The organism is Streptomyces sp. B21-083 (genome assembly GCF_036898825.1).
In the GTDB taxonomy this organism is placed as follows: Bacteria; Actinomycetota; Actinomycetes; order Streptomycetales; family Streptomycetaceae; genus Streptomyces.
The window spans coordinates 2,990,011-3,003,489 of record NZ_JARUND010000002.1 but is presented as its reverse complement, the minus strand read 5'-3'; the positions used below and the strand labels follow the sequence as shown (position 1 = coordinate 3,003,489).

The window sequence follows — 13,479 nt, the reverse complement described above, 5'->3', positions numbered from 1 at the left end:
GTAGTAACACTAGTTTGTGAGCGTGACCACAAACCACGTGAAGCGGGCGTTCAGGTACCGCTTCTATCCGACGGATGCGCAGGCGGCTGAGCTGTCGCGGACCTTCGGTTGCGTGCGGAAGGTCTACAACATGGCGCTCGACGCCCGCACCCGGGCATGGGCGCGGCAGGAGCGGGTCAACTACAACCAGACCTCCGCGATGCTGACGGCATGGAAGAAGACCGAGGAGCTGGCTTACCTGGGCGAGGTGTCGTCGGTTCCGCTCCAACAGACGCTGCGGCACTTGCAGGTGGCGTTCACCAACTTCTTCGGCAAGCGGGCGAAGTATCCGCGCTTCAAGTCGCGGAAGAAGTCCCGCAGGAGCGCGGAGTACACGACCAGCGGCTTCCGCTTCCGTGAAGGCGAACTGACTCTCGCCAAGATGGCCGAGCCTTTGGACATTGTGTGGTCGAGGCCGCTCCCGGAGGGTGTCACGCCGTCCACGGTGACCGTGTCCCAGGACGCGGCCGGGCGCTGGTTCGTGTCGATGCTCTGCGACGACACGATCACCCCGGCCCCGGCCACCACGAACGCGGTCGGCATCGACCTGGGCATCACGTCTCTGGCGACGCTCTCCACCGGGGAGAAGATCACCAACCCGAAGCACGAGCGCAAGGACCGGGCCCGGCTCGCCAGAGCGCAGCGGGAACTGTCCCGCAAGGCCAAGGGTGACGGCGCCAACCGGGCCAGGGCCCGCCGGAAGGTCGCCCGCGTCCATGCCCGGATCGCCGACCGGCGCCGGGACTTCCTCCACAAGCTGACCACCCGGCTCGTCCGTGAGAACCAAACGGTCGTGATCGAGGACCTGACCGTCCGCAACATGGTCAGGAACCGGAGCCTGTCCCGCGCCGTCGCCGACGCGGCATGGTCGGAGTTCCGCGGCATGCTGGAGTACAAGGCCGCCTGGTACGGGCGGGAAGTGATCGCCGTCGACCGGTGGTTCCCCTCGTCCAAACTGTGTTCCACCTGCGGCACCATCCGGTCGAAGCTGCCGCTCAACGTCCGTACGTGGACGTGTGAATGCGGTGCGGTCCATGACCGGGACGTGAACGCGGCGAAGAATATTCTGGCCGCCGGGCTGGCGGTCTCTGTCTGTGGAGCCGGTGTAAGACCTCAACGGGAGTCCTCCCGGACGGGGCAGCCGGCGATGAAGCAGAAAACCCCACGGCGCGAGCCGTAGGAACCCCCCTCGTTCACGAGGGGGAGGAAGTCAATGTCCACACCGCGACGACACACATCCGCATCACGACCACCGACAATGACCTCATGAGGATCTCGGCACGGGCGGACTACGCGGTACGAGCGGTGCTGGAACTCGCCGTACGGCAGGGGGAGACTGCCGTGAAGGCCGAGACCGTCGCCGCCGCCCAGACCATTCCGCACAAGTTCCTGGAGGGCATCCTCGGGGATCTGCGGCGCGGCGGGATCGTCGACTCCCGGCGCGGCGGCAACGGCGGCTACCGGCTGGCGCGCCCCGCAGCCGAGATCACCGTCGCGGACGTCGTCCGGGCCGTCGACGGGCCCATCGTGTCGGTGCGCGGCGAGCGGCCGAGCGGCCTCGCCTACACCGGCCCCGCCGAACCGCTGCTGCCGCTGTGGGTCGCGCTGCGTGCCAACGTCCGCAAGGTGCTGGAGGGGGTGACCTTCGCCGATCTGGCGGCGGGGGAGCTGCCGGAGCCGGTGCGGGGGCTGGCGGCGGAACCGGCTGCCTGGGAAAACCCGTAGAACCCGTAGGACCCGCGAATGCCCTGGATCGCGCGAAGACGTAAATCTCTCAGTCTTTCAGAGCCATCGTATGGCGACCGATCTTGCTCCAACGGGGCGCTCACAAACCACCGGGACGGATGAATGTCCAGGTTGATCGGTTGACGTCCATCGTTCTCCCGACACCTATACCCGTGTGAAATCGCTGAGATCGAGTCGAGGGTGGGGCATCGGGGCCGTTGTGGCCGCCGGGGTGTCCGGGGTCCTGGTCGTGCAGGGTGTGAGCGGCGGTGGCGCGCGCGGCGTGGCCGCCGACGGCAAGCCGGTCTCCCGACCGCTCGCGGGTGAGGAGTACGCGGCGGCGCTGAAGGTCGCCGCCGACGGTGACTCGGCGACGCTGGCCAGGCGGGACACCGAGCCGTTCAGCATGCTCGGCGTCACCTGGTCCGACCCGTCGGCGAAGATGGCGGGCAAGGTCGAGGTCCGTACCCGGGACGCCGGCACCGACAACTGGTCGTCCTGGCTGGAACTGGGCACGGACAGCGGACCCGGCGAGGAGGGCGCGACCCGCGCCGGTACCGAGCCCGCGTGGGTCGGCGCTTCCGACGGCGTCGAGGTCCGGGTCGACGGCAAGGAGTCCGCCGAGCTGCCCGAGGGACTGCGCGTCGACATGATCGACCCCGGCACCGGTTCGGGCTCGGGCCTGGAACCGCCGGGGTTCGCGGCGGCGAGCACCGAGCCGCCGGACACGACGATCACACCCGACGAGACGGACTCCGCCTCGCGGACGGAGACCCGGACGGACTCGGCCGCCTCCGCGTCGGAGCCGCCGGACACCTCCCTTACGAGGACCCCGTCGGAGACACCGGCATCGGCATCCACGTCGGATCCGGCATCGGCGGACGCCTCGACGAGCACCGGTCTCATGGCTCCGAAGTCCACCGCTCCCAAGCCGCCGATCACCTCGCGGGCGGGCTGGGGCGCGGACGAGTCGATCAGCCCCGAGGCGCCGACCTACCTCCCTGCCGGGATCAAGGCGGTGGTCGTCCACCACACCGCCGCGACGAACGACTACACGTGCGACCAGTCCCCGGCGATGATCCGTGCCATTCACGTGTACCACGTCAAATCGAACGGCTGGCGGGACATCGGCTACAACTTCCTGGTCGACAAGTGCGGCACGATCTTCGAGGGCCGGAAGGGCGGGGTCGACAAGGCGGTCCTGGGCGCACACGCCTACGGCTTCAACACCCAGACCACCGGCATCTCGGTCCTCGGCAACTACAACCTGGTCGAGCCGCCGACCGCCGTGCTGACCTCCGTCGCCCGCCTCGCCGCCTGGAAGCTCGGCCAGTACGGCGTCGACCCGGCCGGCACGACCACGCTCACCGCGGGCGCCGCCGGGACCAGCCAGTACAACACCAGGACGTGGAAGACGGGCGACCAGCTCAGCTTCCCGACCATCCACGGCCACGGCGACGGTTACGCCACCGAGTGCCCGGGCACCAAGCTCTACGCCCAACTGCCCACCATCCGCAGCTATGCGGCGGGCCCGGTCACCGGCCTCACCCTCAAGTCGGTGACGGGAGCGGGCACTTCGGGCACGCGGACGTACACCAAGTCGGCCACGACGGTCAGTTGGGCGGCGACCACGCCTGCCGCACTGATCGCCAAGTTCGAGGTGCTGGTCGACGGCAAGGTCGCCGCGACCACAGCGGGTACGGCGACCTCCGGAACGGTGAACCTGGCGCTCGGCACGCACTCCGTGGCCGTACGGGCCACCCACGTCTCCGGTAAGGCGACGACCACCGCCGCCGCTACCGTCGTCGCCGAGACGGCAGCGCCTGCCTTCACCACCGCGCCGAACCTCTCCCTCACCACCGGCACGGTGAACACGACGGCCGTCCCGGTCACCCTGAAGTGGAAGGCGACGGACTCGGCCGCCCTGAAGGAGGTACGTCTGACGGCCCCGGTCGCCAAGACGTACGGCCCGACGGTCACCGGCGCCAACCTGACCTCCAAGTCCGGTGCGGCCACGACCTGGTCGATGACGGCGTACGACCAGGCGGGCAACACCAAGGCGGCCTCGGTCGCCGGTACGCCGGTGATCCTCCAGGAGACCTCGGCGACCCGCACGGGCACCTGGACGACGAAGTCGTCGGCCGGCTACCTGGGCGGCAAGTCGTACTCCAGCTCCGCCAAGAACGCGACGCTGACCTGGACGTTCACGGGCCGCTCGGCCGCCCTCGCGGTGTCGCGGGCCTCGGCATCGGGCCAGGTCAACGTGTACGTGGACAACGTCAAGGTCGCCACGGTGGACCTGAAGTCTGCGACGACGAAGTACCGCGACGCGATCTGGACGAAGAGCTGGAGCGCGAGCGCCAAGCACACGGTCAAGATCGTGGTCGTCGGCACGCCCGGCCGCCCGGCCGTCACCACGGACGGCCTGGTCTATCTGAAGTAACTACCGTGGTCTGACCGGCAGTTCTGCCAGGGCGGCCCGAACGCACTCTCACCGTGCGTTCGGGCCGCCCTCGCTTTCCTCCCTGTGGCGGGACGTTGGCTGTGGGCTACATCGACGAGGGAATCAGGCCGCGCGTGGCCGGGGATTGGCCGGGGATCGACCTGGCTGGTAACTGCCCCGCCACCTATGCTGCGACCGCCCCGCCTTCACAGATCCTTCACTGCTCAATCACAGGCTCGGTGCGGGCATGAGCATGTATTTGGCATGCGCATGACTGTGTGCGTGGCTCTCACCCCCCACTGCAACACGCGATGAAAGGGAGAACCATGGCTGGTGGTCTGCTTGTGAGCGGCGCGATAGCCGCTCTGTTCGCCGCTGCGATACCCGCCCAGGGTGCCGGGTCGTCCTTCGACAATCCGCCCCCGGACAAGATCGTCATCACCGTCGCCACGGTGAACGGCTCCGGCTGTCCCGCCGGTACGGCCGCGGTGGCCGTCTCCGGCGACAACACCGCCTTCACCGTCACCTACAGCGACTACCTCGCCCAGGTCGGCGGCAACTCCGACCCGACGGCGTTCCGCAAGAACTGCCAGCTCAACCTGAAGGTGCGCGTCCCGGCGGGCTTCACGTACGCCATCGCCAGCGCCGACTACCGGGGCTTCGCCGCTCTCCAGCGGGGCGCGAGTGCCGTCCAGAAGGCCTCGTACTACTTCCAGGGCTCATCGGCCACGGTGGCCCGCACCCACACGTACAACGGCCCGATCAACGACAACTGGCAGGCCACGGACGTCACGGACTGGGCCCAACTGGTCTACGCGCCCTGTGGAGTTCAGCGCAACTTCAACATCAACACGGAGCTGCGGGTGAACGCGGGTTCGTCGACGGGCACCAGCTTCATGGCGATGGACTCGACGGACGGCGACATCAACACGGTCTACCACCTGGCGTGGCAGCCGTGCCCGACGAAGTGAAGTCCGCAGGATCCGTAGGGGAGTTGTAGGCCCACCCCGGCGAGGCGGCGACCCGTGACGGGGGCGCCGTCGAGTCGGGGTGAGCATGCGGGATGGGTGTGGACGGGGCGGCCCGGCGACCGGCTGCTGTGTCCACACCCCTCGTTGCGCGAGCTACGCCGGTGAGGCGGGCGTCAGCTGCTTTCGACGTCCACGGTCAGCGTCCCCGCGTATCCCGCCGAGGTTGAACTCCCCAGCGCGGTAAGGGTGAGAAGGCCGGCGGCTGCGCCGCCTTCAGCTCCAGCTCGCTGACGGCCAGCTCTGCTCGCCGTACGGCACCGGCCGTCCCATGTAGGCGTCCAGGACGATTCGGTTGCCCAGCGGCCGGTCCAGCGTGACCTTCACCTTCTTTTCGAGCATGACGGCGGCGCAGGCCCCGTCGTAGTTACCGCCCGCGACGGTCGCCGAGAGCACCACGCTGCCGTCCGTCTCCAGAGCTTGCACACGCGGGCCGTCGTCGCAGGTCCCGTGCTGCGCCACTACGGTCACGGTCCGCCCGTCCTCGGACACGTCCACCATCCTCTGGAGTTCATAGAGTTCGGTGGGCGACTCCCTGAGCTGCCCGATCGGAGACTTCGGGAGCTTCGACGGATTGACGGCGACCCGCTTCAGCGGCTCGTCGTACCCCTCCAGCGTGAACAGCCAGGCGGGTACGGTCGCCGGGCCACGACCGGTGGTGATGGCCATCTCCCCCAACTTGGCGCCCGTGACGGTGAGATGAGGGGCTTCGGGGCTGCTGTTGCGGCCCAGGGTGGTGTATGTCCGCCGCGCGTCCAGCAGGGGGAAGGTGAGCGAGCCGCCGCCCGCCCACTTCACCTGGCCCTTCTCCGGTGCGGTGGTGGGGAGTTGGCCCTTCAGTACGTAGTTCTGCAGGCCGAAGGCCTCTTTGTCGGCGTCGCTGTGGAAGCCGTTGCCGGGCGCCTGGGCCGGTTCGCCCATCGGGTGGTAGCCGCTGCGCCACACCTTGGCGGCCTCGGAACCGTCCCAGGCGTCGGCGACCTCCTGAGCACGGCCCGCCGACGGGGAGGGGCTGACTTTGAGGTCGGGCGCGGTGCTGGACTCCGCCTTGTCGCCGCCGCAACCGGTCGCGAACAGGGCGGTGGTGAGGGTGAGGGCGAGCCGGGTTGTGGTGCGGGTGGTGTACGTACGCATGGGGTCCCCCCGAAGCTGAAGCTGTCGGGACTGTGACGCCTCGGGCCCGGGTTACGTTCGGTTCAGACCTTGACCGCGTACCCGACGAAGTCGGCCCAAGTGCCGGGGGAGAGGGCGAGTTGGGGCCCGGCCTTGTCCTTGGAGTCCCGGATGTGGATGGCGCCGGGGCAGGTGGCGACCTCTATGCAGTCGCCCTCGCTACCACTGCTGTAGCTGGACTTGTGCCAGTCGAGGGCGACTTCGACACAGTCGCCGGAGCCGCTGCTGCTGTAACTCGACTTGAACCAGGACAGACCACTGGTGCTCATAGTTCCCCTCGCATCCGCTCCAACAGTCTCACGGAGTCTTCGAGCGTGAGAGCCTGTGCACGCATCCTGGCATATCGCTGCTGGAGCACGCTGATCACTTTGGCGTCGGAGATGAGCTGGCCGGACTCTGGGGCCTCGGTGTAGGCGTACCACTTGTGTTCCGGGGATTCGAGAAGTTGCATGGGCCCGTGCAGCCCGGCGTGCGAGGCCCGCACCAAAGGCATGACCTGGACTTCTACGTTCCGCAGCTCTGTGATTGCGAGTACGTGGTCGATCAGGTCCCGTGTGACGTCGCTCCCGCCTGTGCACCGCCGAAACAGGTGTTCCTCAAGAAGGAAGCCGAAGGCTGTGTTCGGGCGCTCTCGCAGCAAGGTCTGTCGCTTGGCTCGTGCGATCCAGTTGGTCTCGATCTCTTCGTCTGCCAGCGGTGGCAACTCGTCGACGAACAACTGCCGTGCGTACGCCTCTGTTTGCAGCAGCCCTGGAACCATGCGGCATTCATACGTGTACAGACTGATCGCCACCGCCTCCAGCCGCGCCCACTGCCTGAACCAGGCCGCCAGCCCCGGTTGGCGGGCCAGATGTGCCGCCGCCTTCCGCAAGGCCCCCGTGTTCCCGAGGACCTCCTCCGCCCGCTCCACGAACACGGGATCCGGCATCCGTCGCCCCTGCTCGATCGACGCCACCGTGTGCTTGGAGAACCGCACCAGTTCCGCGAACTCCTCCCGGCTCAGCCCCGCGTGCTCGCGCAACGCCTGGACCACCGCCCCGAACGTCCGCAGACTGTCCGACACCTCCGGCTCTCCGCCGCCGAACGTCCCCACCGTGCTGTCAGCCACCTTCGACCACCTCCCGCACATCCGCCCCGCCGGACTCACCCGATCCCCTCATGGTCACTTCTAGTGACGAGTACTGTCCAGTCCGTGACCGCGTACGCTGCCCCGGCGTACGCGGCTTCGACCTGGTGAAGTGGCCCTCCCGCCCGGCACATTGGGCCCATGAGCGCACCTTCGGCCCCTCAACACCCGGTTACCGTACGTATGTTCAGGCAGCGGTTGAGTGCCACTCCGCGCGGCGCCCGCCTCGCCCGGCACCTCGCCGTGGGTCAGCTGCACACCTGGGGCATCCCGTACGGCTCGGACGTCTCCGAGGCCGTCGCGGTGATCGTCGCCGAGCTGGCCGCGAACGCCGTGACCCACGGACGGGTCCCCGGGAGGGACTTCGAGCTGCGGCTCACACTCGTCACGGGGAGCGTGCGCGTCGAGGTCACCGACAGTCGCAGCGGGCCGCGTCCGCCGGGACCGAGGGACGTACGGGCCGCGCCGCCCCTGGCGGAGTCCGGGCGCGGGCTGGTCCTCGTCGACGCGGTGGCGGACCGGTGGGAGGTCATGGACCGGGACTCGCCGCCCGGGAAGACGGTCCGGGCCGAGGTGGACGTACCTGGGTGGCTGTCACTGGTGAGGCGCCGGGGAGAGGATGCGGACGCGTGAGGCGTCCGTCGCGAGGTCACTGGACAGGCGTCGGCTTGAGCGAGCCGCCGAAAAGGCCGGCTCTGGGCCTGCTGCTCCGCTCGCTGCCCGAAGTGTGTGTGCTCTTCGGTCAAACCCCTTGTCGGTAGGATGAGTTGGAGTTATTCCCATGGGAAGAGAGCCCCGCCATGCTTGAGCGAGACGACGCCAGAGCGAACGCCGCCAAGAATGAAGGCCCCACGACCGCCCGCAAGTCCAGGGCCGGGGGCGGGGCGCCGTCGTCCGCCCGTCTCGCCCTGCAGAGCTCCGCCGGCAACGCGGCCGTCGTACAGATGCTCCGCACGGCCGGCCATTCCTGGGCGCAGGAGAAGCATCAGCATGGCGCGGGCTGTGGTCATCAGCAAGCGGAGCAGCCCGAGGTGCAGCGGTCGGCGGTGCACGATGTGCTGCGTTCGGGTGGCAGTCCGCTGGATGACGCGACCCGTACGGACATGGAGTCGCGGCTGGGTGCGGACTTCTCGGACGTACGGATCCACAACGACAGCGCGGCGAAGGCCTCGGCGGCGGAGGTCGGTGCTCGGGCGTACACCTCGGGCAGTCATGTCGTCATCGGTGACGGGGGCGGCGACCAGCACACGCTGGCCCATGAACTGACCCATGTCATCCAGCAGCGCCAGGGTCCGGTGGCGGGCACCGACAACGGCTCGGGCCTGAAGGTCTCCGACCCTTCCGACCGATTCGAACGCGAAGCCGAGGCCAACGCGACCCGGGTCACGTCCGGCCCGGCGGTACAGCGCGCCGAGCAGCAGTCGCGTGAAGCCCCCACCGCGCAGTCGGCCGGGCAGCATGCGGTGCAGCGCGCTCCCGACACCGAGAACACTGTCACGGAGGTGTCGATCGCCGAGGGCGAGGTGGACGAGGTCGGGCCGGGCGGCACGATCACCTACCCCAGCGTGACCAGCTGCCTCACCATCACGGTGTACCTGCGGGACGGCGGCAAGGTCGGCGGACATGCCAGCCTGTACCAGGTGCCGGGCGGCCTGTACTCGGACCAGATCCTGCCTGCCATCAAGTCGCGCGTCGGCAAGCGCCGCGTGGAGTCTGTATCGGTCAGGGGGGCCGTTTCGTCCTGGAACCCCAAGTACCTGACGAAGGCCATCGAGCGGTACTCGGAGGCGCCGCCCGAGCAGACCAACGACCCGAAGGGTGTTGGGGCTGTCGTAGCGAACGCCCTGGACCGCCAGCCCAAGAAGGTCTCCGTGAGTGAGGCCCCGGACGGCACGCTGACGGCGTGAGGGCGGGGAAGAGACGATGACCCGCGTCCACCGTGCTCGCCGACCAGAGCCAGCCCGGGGAATCGGAGCGGGTGCCCTTGGCGTACCAGCCGGACCGGGTGCCGCCGCTTGATGTCTCGGGGAAGGGGGTGCGGCTCTTCCGTAGGGAGAGGTTGAGCTGGGAAGGCGGCCTGGTGCCTTCACGCCAAGGACAGTCTTCACGAAGAGTCCGGCGACCCGGACATCGGCTGACGGCGTCCGGATGAGGCCGCGCGATGACCGCGCCCCCGCGAGCCCCTCGTCCGCCCGCCGCCCCCCCATGGACGCTCACGTCGGCAGACGTGCCGTGCCCGCAGTCACCTCTGCCACCAGACGGGCGAGTTCCACCCGGGAGTGGATCTGCAGCTTCCGGAAGACGTGCCGCAGGTGGTAGTCCACCGTGTGGCGCGAGACGGACAACAGGGCGGCCGTCTCCCGGTTGGTCAGGCCGTGGGCGACGTGTTCGACCACCAAGCGCTGTGCCTCCGTCAGATCGGGCCATTCTCCGCGCCTGCCCTCGGCGCGGAGAACGGGCCGTGGGAGCCGGGCGGAAGCGGGAGCAGTGAGCCCGATGATCGCTCCGATCAGAGTGGGCCCCGTCCAGATGCCCTCGCAGCGCCGCGGCCGGGCTCCGGATGCCAGCGCGACCGCCCGTGGCGCAGCCGTCCCCTGCGTACTGGACGCGACCTCCTGGCCTGCCCACTTCCACAGCAGAGGGCGGTCGTCGGCGCGTATCAGGGCGGCCGCGGGGCTGTTCATCAACAGGGTGACGTCGCTGACCACCACGACGGGGCCGGTGGTGCTCCGGCATGCCTTCAGGAACCGTTCGTGCAGCAGGCGAGGGTCGTGGATGATCGTCGACAACATCGTGTCCCCATCACTTCCGCAGGTGTAAGGATGAATGAACCCACAGGTCAGCGCGCTGCCCGCGCCCTGCTGAGCTGTGCGACGCCCACGCTACGTAGGGTGTGGTGACGGATGGGTGACCGAAAGGTGACGCCCGGGGAGGCCCGTCGCCCCGCATGCGGCGGAAGGTGCCGCTCCGCGAGACGGGGGAGCGATACTGTCCCTGTCTTCAGTCCCGTCGGGTCAACTACCGTCGTCCGTCGCCGTGTTGGACTCCTTTCGTCAGGACCTCTCACCAGTGGAACTCGTGCGTGCGACGGTGCTGGGTCCGCTCAAGGCATGGCGGGGCGGCACAGAGCTCGACCTCGGTCCGCCCACGCGGCGCGCCCTGCTGGCCGTCCTGCTGACCCAGGCCGACCGGCCCGTGCTCATGTCCGAGATCGTCGACGTACTCTGGGGCGAGACGGCTCCGGAGAGCGCGCCCAACATGGTGCACCGTCATGTCGGGGCGTTGCGGAACGTGCTCGGTCCGCAGCCCGGCAGCCCCCAGGTGCCCCTTCTGACGCGGGGGTCGGGCGGTTACCGGTTGCGGCTCGGCAGCGACCAGCTCGACCTTCCTCAGTTCCGTACCCTGCGCGTCCGTGCCGCGGAGGACAGACGGGCCGGGGACGCCGTCGAGGGCGCGGACCGTCTCATGGACGCGCTCGACCTGTGGCGCGGACCGGTCGTCAGTGGACTGACGGCGTCCGTGCGCACGCACCCCATGTTCACGCGCATCGACCGTGAGTACCGGGACGCCGTGACAGAGGGAGCCGACGCCGCCCTCGACGCCGGGGACGTCCACCTGGAGCGCTGCCTGCTGTTCCTGCGCCGGGCGGCGGCAGCCCACCCGTTGGACGAAGCGCTGCACGCACGACTCGTCACCGTCCTGCTTCGCACCGGGGACACTCGGCAGGCACGTCAGTGTTACGAGGACGTCAGGACGCGGCTGAGCGAGGAGCTCGGGCTCGATCCCGGTCCGGAGCTGGCGATCGCGGCCGAGGGCGTCCACCGCACCCGCTCGGAGAACCGCCGCCGCACAGGGGATGCCCCCGGTGACCCGTCCGCCCCTTCCGACGCCGGTACGAGTGCGCCGCAGGCCGCCTTCATCCAAGCGCCGCCCGCACAACTGCCCCCGGATCTGGGCGTTTTCACAGGCCGGCGGGCGGAGATGGCCTTGGCGCGACGCCTGCTGCCGGCCGACGGCAGGTCCGCGCAGTCCGTCGTCATCAGCGCCATCGGAGGTATGGCCGGTGTCGGGAAGACCACGTTGGCCATCCACTGGGCGCACGAGGTCGCGCACCGTTACCCCGACGGACAGCTCTACACCGACCTGCGTGGATTCGACCCGGGCGGGGCGACGGTCGGTCCCGAACAGATCCTGAGATCGTTCCTGGACGCCTTGGGAGTCACCCCGGAGCAGATGCCGACGAGTGTCGACGCCCAGGCCTCTCTGTACCGCGGCCTCCTGACCGGAAAGCGGGTCCTGGTCGTCCTGGACAACGCCCGGGACACCGAACAGGTCCGCCCGCTGCTGCCGGGCGCGGCCGGCAGCCTCGCCATCGTCACCAGCCGTACCTTCCTCTCAGGACTGGTGGCCGAGGGTGCGCACCCGATCGCCCTCGACGTGCTCGACGACACCGACGCACACGCGTTCCTGGCCGGCCGCCTGGGCCACGAGCGGCTGGCCGCGCAGCCTCAGGCGGTCCAGGACATCATCGACTTCTGCGCCGGCCTTCCGCTCGCGCTGGCCGTCGTCAGCGCCCGCACGATGATGAACCCGCACCTCGATCTCGGCGTCCTCGCCGCGGAACTGCGAGAGGAGGGCAACCGGCTGGCGACCCTGTCGACGGGGGATCCGGCCACCGACATCGAGACGGTCCTGTCCTGGTCCTACCAGGTACTCACACCTCTCGCCGCTCAGGTGTTCCGCCGCCTGTCGCTCCACCCCGGCCCGGACATGTCCCTCGCGACCGTGTCCAGCCTCCTCGGCCTGCCCCAGGCGCGGGTACGGCCGGCCCTGTCCGAACTGCTCGGCGCACACCTGCTCACCGAACGCTCTCCCGGCCGCTTCGTGTGCCATGACCTCCTTCGGGCGTACGCGGGCGAGCTGCTCCGCGTCCACGACTCCCCGGCGGATCAGGCCGAGTCGCTGCACCGGTTGCTGGATCATCTGCTGCACGGTGCGCATCGTGCGAGTGCCATGCTCGCTCCGCACCGGGAACGGCTGATCCTGCCCGCGCCTGTCGACGGGGCGGCGCCTGTCCGGTTCACCGACCGTGAAGAGGCGGCGAACTGGATGGAGGAACACAGCCCCGTCATCCTGGCCGCTGTCTCGCACGGCCCCGCTCGCCTGTACGCCGCGTCCCGCTGCTGGCAGCTGGCCGGCACGGTGGAACTCCATCTCGACCGGCACGGCCGCTGGCAGGAACAGCTCACCCTGCAGACCGCGGCCCTCGACGCCGCGGAACATTCCGGCGATCTTTCCGGCCGTGCCCACGCACACCGCGCTCTGGGGTTCGGCCACGGCCGACTCGGTGACACCGGACGGGCGAGGGAACATCTCGCTACGGCTCTGGAGCTGTTCACCGCGGCCTCGGACCGGGGCGGCGAGGCCCGAACCCATCGCTACCTCGCCTTCTTCGAGAACAAGGAGGGCCGGCATGAAGCCGCGCTGACGCACTACTCCGTCGCTCACGCCCTCTACACGGACATGGGACAGCGCAGCGGTCTGGCCCAGGTTCACAACGAGGTGGGTTGGACGCACATCCTGCGCGGCGACCATGTCCACGCGCTCGTGGAGTGCCGGCAGGCTCTTGACCTCCATCGTCATCTGGACGACGTCAACGGCGAAGCCGCCGCCTCGGACAGTCTCGGTTACGCCCACCACCATCTCGGCGCGTACGAGCGGGCCGTCGCCTGTTACCGGCACGCGTTGACGCTCTATCGACTGCTCCACGACAAATATCTCGAAGCCGACACCCTCGTGCACATCGGCGACAGTCAGGACGCGGCGGGCGACCGCGCCGAGGCCCGTACTTCCTGGCGGCAGGCACTGCTGATCCTGGATCATCTCGCGCACCCCGACGCGGAGACGGTGCGCCGACGCCTGTCCCGATGACAGGTCGGGGAGGC

General features: G+C 69.2%; 11 protein-coding genes. 7 read left to right on the top strand and 4 right to left on the bottom strand.

Annotated features, from left to right (window positions below):
- Positions 1-16 precede the first annotated feature (16 nt).
- From QA861_RS37415 to QA861_RS37400, 4 genes are all read left to right on the top strand, one after another.
- On the top strand, positions 17-1,219 hold the full coding sequence (locus QA861_RS37415; protein ID WP_334593204.1) for an RNA-guided endonuclease InsQ/TnpB family protein: 1,203 nt from the start codon (positions 17-19) through the stop codon (positions 1,217-1,219).
- Between the two features lie 86 nt (positions 1,220-1,305).
- Positions 1,306-1,764: an RrF2 family transcriptional regulator gene (locus QA861_RS37410; RefSeq protein ID WP_334593203.1), complete on the top strand. Its 459-nt coding sequence runs from the start codon at positions 1,306-1,308 to the stop codon at positions 1,762-1,764.
- Between the two features lie 184 nt (positions 1,765-1,948).
- Complete coding sequence (locus tag QA861_RS37405) at positions 1,949-4,207, top strand: peptidoglycan recognition protein family protein (protein ID WP_443041684.1); 2,259 nt, start codon at positions 1,949-1,951, stop codon at positions 4,205-4,207.
- Between the two features lie 326 nt (positions 4,208-4,533).
- Positions 4,534-5,178 (top strand): DUF4360 domain-containing protein, encoded by a 645-nt coding sequence (locus QA861_RS37400; protein WP_334593202.1) that lies wholly within the window; start codon positions 4,534-4,536, stop codon positions 5,176-5,178.
- Between the two features lie 273 nt (positions 5,179-5,451).
- Here QA861_RS37400 and QA861_RS37395 read toward each other — a convergent pair whose 3' ends face one another.
- The 3 genes from QA861_RS37395 to QA861_RS37385 form a co-directional block, all read right to left on the bottom strand.
- Positions 5,452-6,369: a hypothetical protein gene (locus QA861_RS37395; protein ID WP_334593200.1), complete on the bottom strand. Its 918-nt coding sequence runs from the start codon at positions 6,367-6,369 to the stop codon at positions 5,452-5,454.
- A 62-nt stretch (positions 6,370-6,431) separates the two neighbouring features.
- On the bottom strand, positions 6,432-6,677 hold the full coding sequence (locus QA861_RS37390; RefSeq protein WP_334593198.1) for a DUF397 domain-containing protein: 246 nt from the start codon (positions 6,675-6,677) through the stop codon (positions 6,432-6,434).
- Complete coding sequence (locus tag QA861_RS37385; protein WP_334594968.1) at positions 6,674-7,537, bottom strand: helix-turn-helix domain-containing protein; 864 nt, start codon at positions 7,535-7,537, stop codon at positions 6,674-6,676. The genes QA861_RS37390 and QA861_RS37385 overlap by 4 nt, the downstream gene beginning before the upstream one ends.
- A gap of 138 nt (positions 7,538-7,675) precedes the next feature.
- Here QA861_RS37385 and QA861_RS37380 point away from each other — a divergent pair, with 138 nt between their 5' ends.
- Complete coding sequence (locus QA861_RS37380; protein ID WP_334593197.1) at positions 7,676-8,167, top strand: ATP-binding protein; 492 nt, start codon at positions 7,676-7,678, stop codon at positions 8,165-8,167.
- Between the two features lie 167 nt (positions 8,168-8,334).
- Entirely contained in the window at positions 8,335-9,441 is a 1,107-nt protein-coding gene (locus tag QA861_RS47295; RefSeq protein ID WP_443041626.1) for an eCIS core domain-containing protein, read from the top strand.
- 306 nt (positions 9,442-9,747) lie between these two features.
- On the opposite strand, the gene QA861_RS47290 is transcribed toward QA861_RS47295, so the two are convergent.
- On the bottom strand, positions 9,748-10,326 hold the full coding sequence (locus QA861_RS47290) for a helix-turn-helix transcriptional regulator (RefSeq protein WP_443041625.1): 579 nt from the start codon (positions 10,324-10,326) through the stop codon (positions 9,748-9,750).
- A gap of 277 nt (positions 10,327-10,603) precedes the next feature.
- Here QA861_RS47290 and QA861_RS37365 point away from each other — a divergent pair, with 277 nt between their 5' ends.
- Entirely contained in the window at positions 10,604-13,465 is a 2,862-nt protein-coding gene (locus tag QA861_RS37365) for an AfsR/SARP family transcriptional regulator (RefSeq protein WP_334593196.1), read from the top strand.
- Positions 13,466-13,479: the final 14 nt, after the last annotated feature.

Bases quoted from the DNA above. Each gene is read 5' to 3' on its own strand.
- QA861_RS37410 (WP_334593203.1), top strand. From the start codon at position 1,306: ATGAGGATCTCGGCACGGGCGGACTACGCGGTACGAGCGGTGCTGGAA.
- QA861_RS37400 (WP_334593202.1), top strand. From the start codon at position 4,534: ATGGCTGGTGGTCTGCTTGTGAGCGGCGCGATAGCCGCTCTGTTCGCC.
- QA861_RS37395 (WP_334593200.1), bottom strand. From the start codon at position 6,369: ATGCGTACGTACACCACCCGCACCACAACCCGGCTCGCCCTCACCCTC.
- QA861_RS37390 (WP_334593198.1), bottom strand. From the start codon at position 6,677: ATGAGCACCAGTGGTCTGTCCTGGTTCAAGTCGAGTTACAGCAGCAGC.
- QA861_RS37385 (WP_334594968.1), bottom strand. From the start codon at position 7,537: ATGTGCGGGAGGTGGTCGAAGGTGGCTGACAGCACGGTGGGGACGTTC.
- QA861_RS37380 (WP_334593197.1), top strand. From the start codon at position 7,676: ATGAGCGCACCTTCGGCCCCTCAACACCCGGTTACCGTACGTATGTTC.
- QA861_RS47295 (WP_443041626.1), top strand. From the start codon at position 8,335: ATGCTTGAGCGAGACGACGCCAGAGCGAACGCCGCCAAGAATGAAGGC.
- QA861_RS47290 (WP_443041625.1), bottom strand. From the start codon at position 10,326: ATGTTGTCGACGATCATCCACGACCCTCGCCTGCTGCACGAACGGTTC.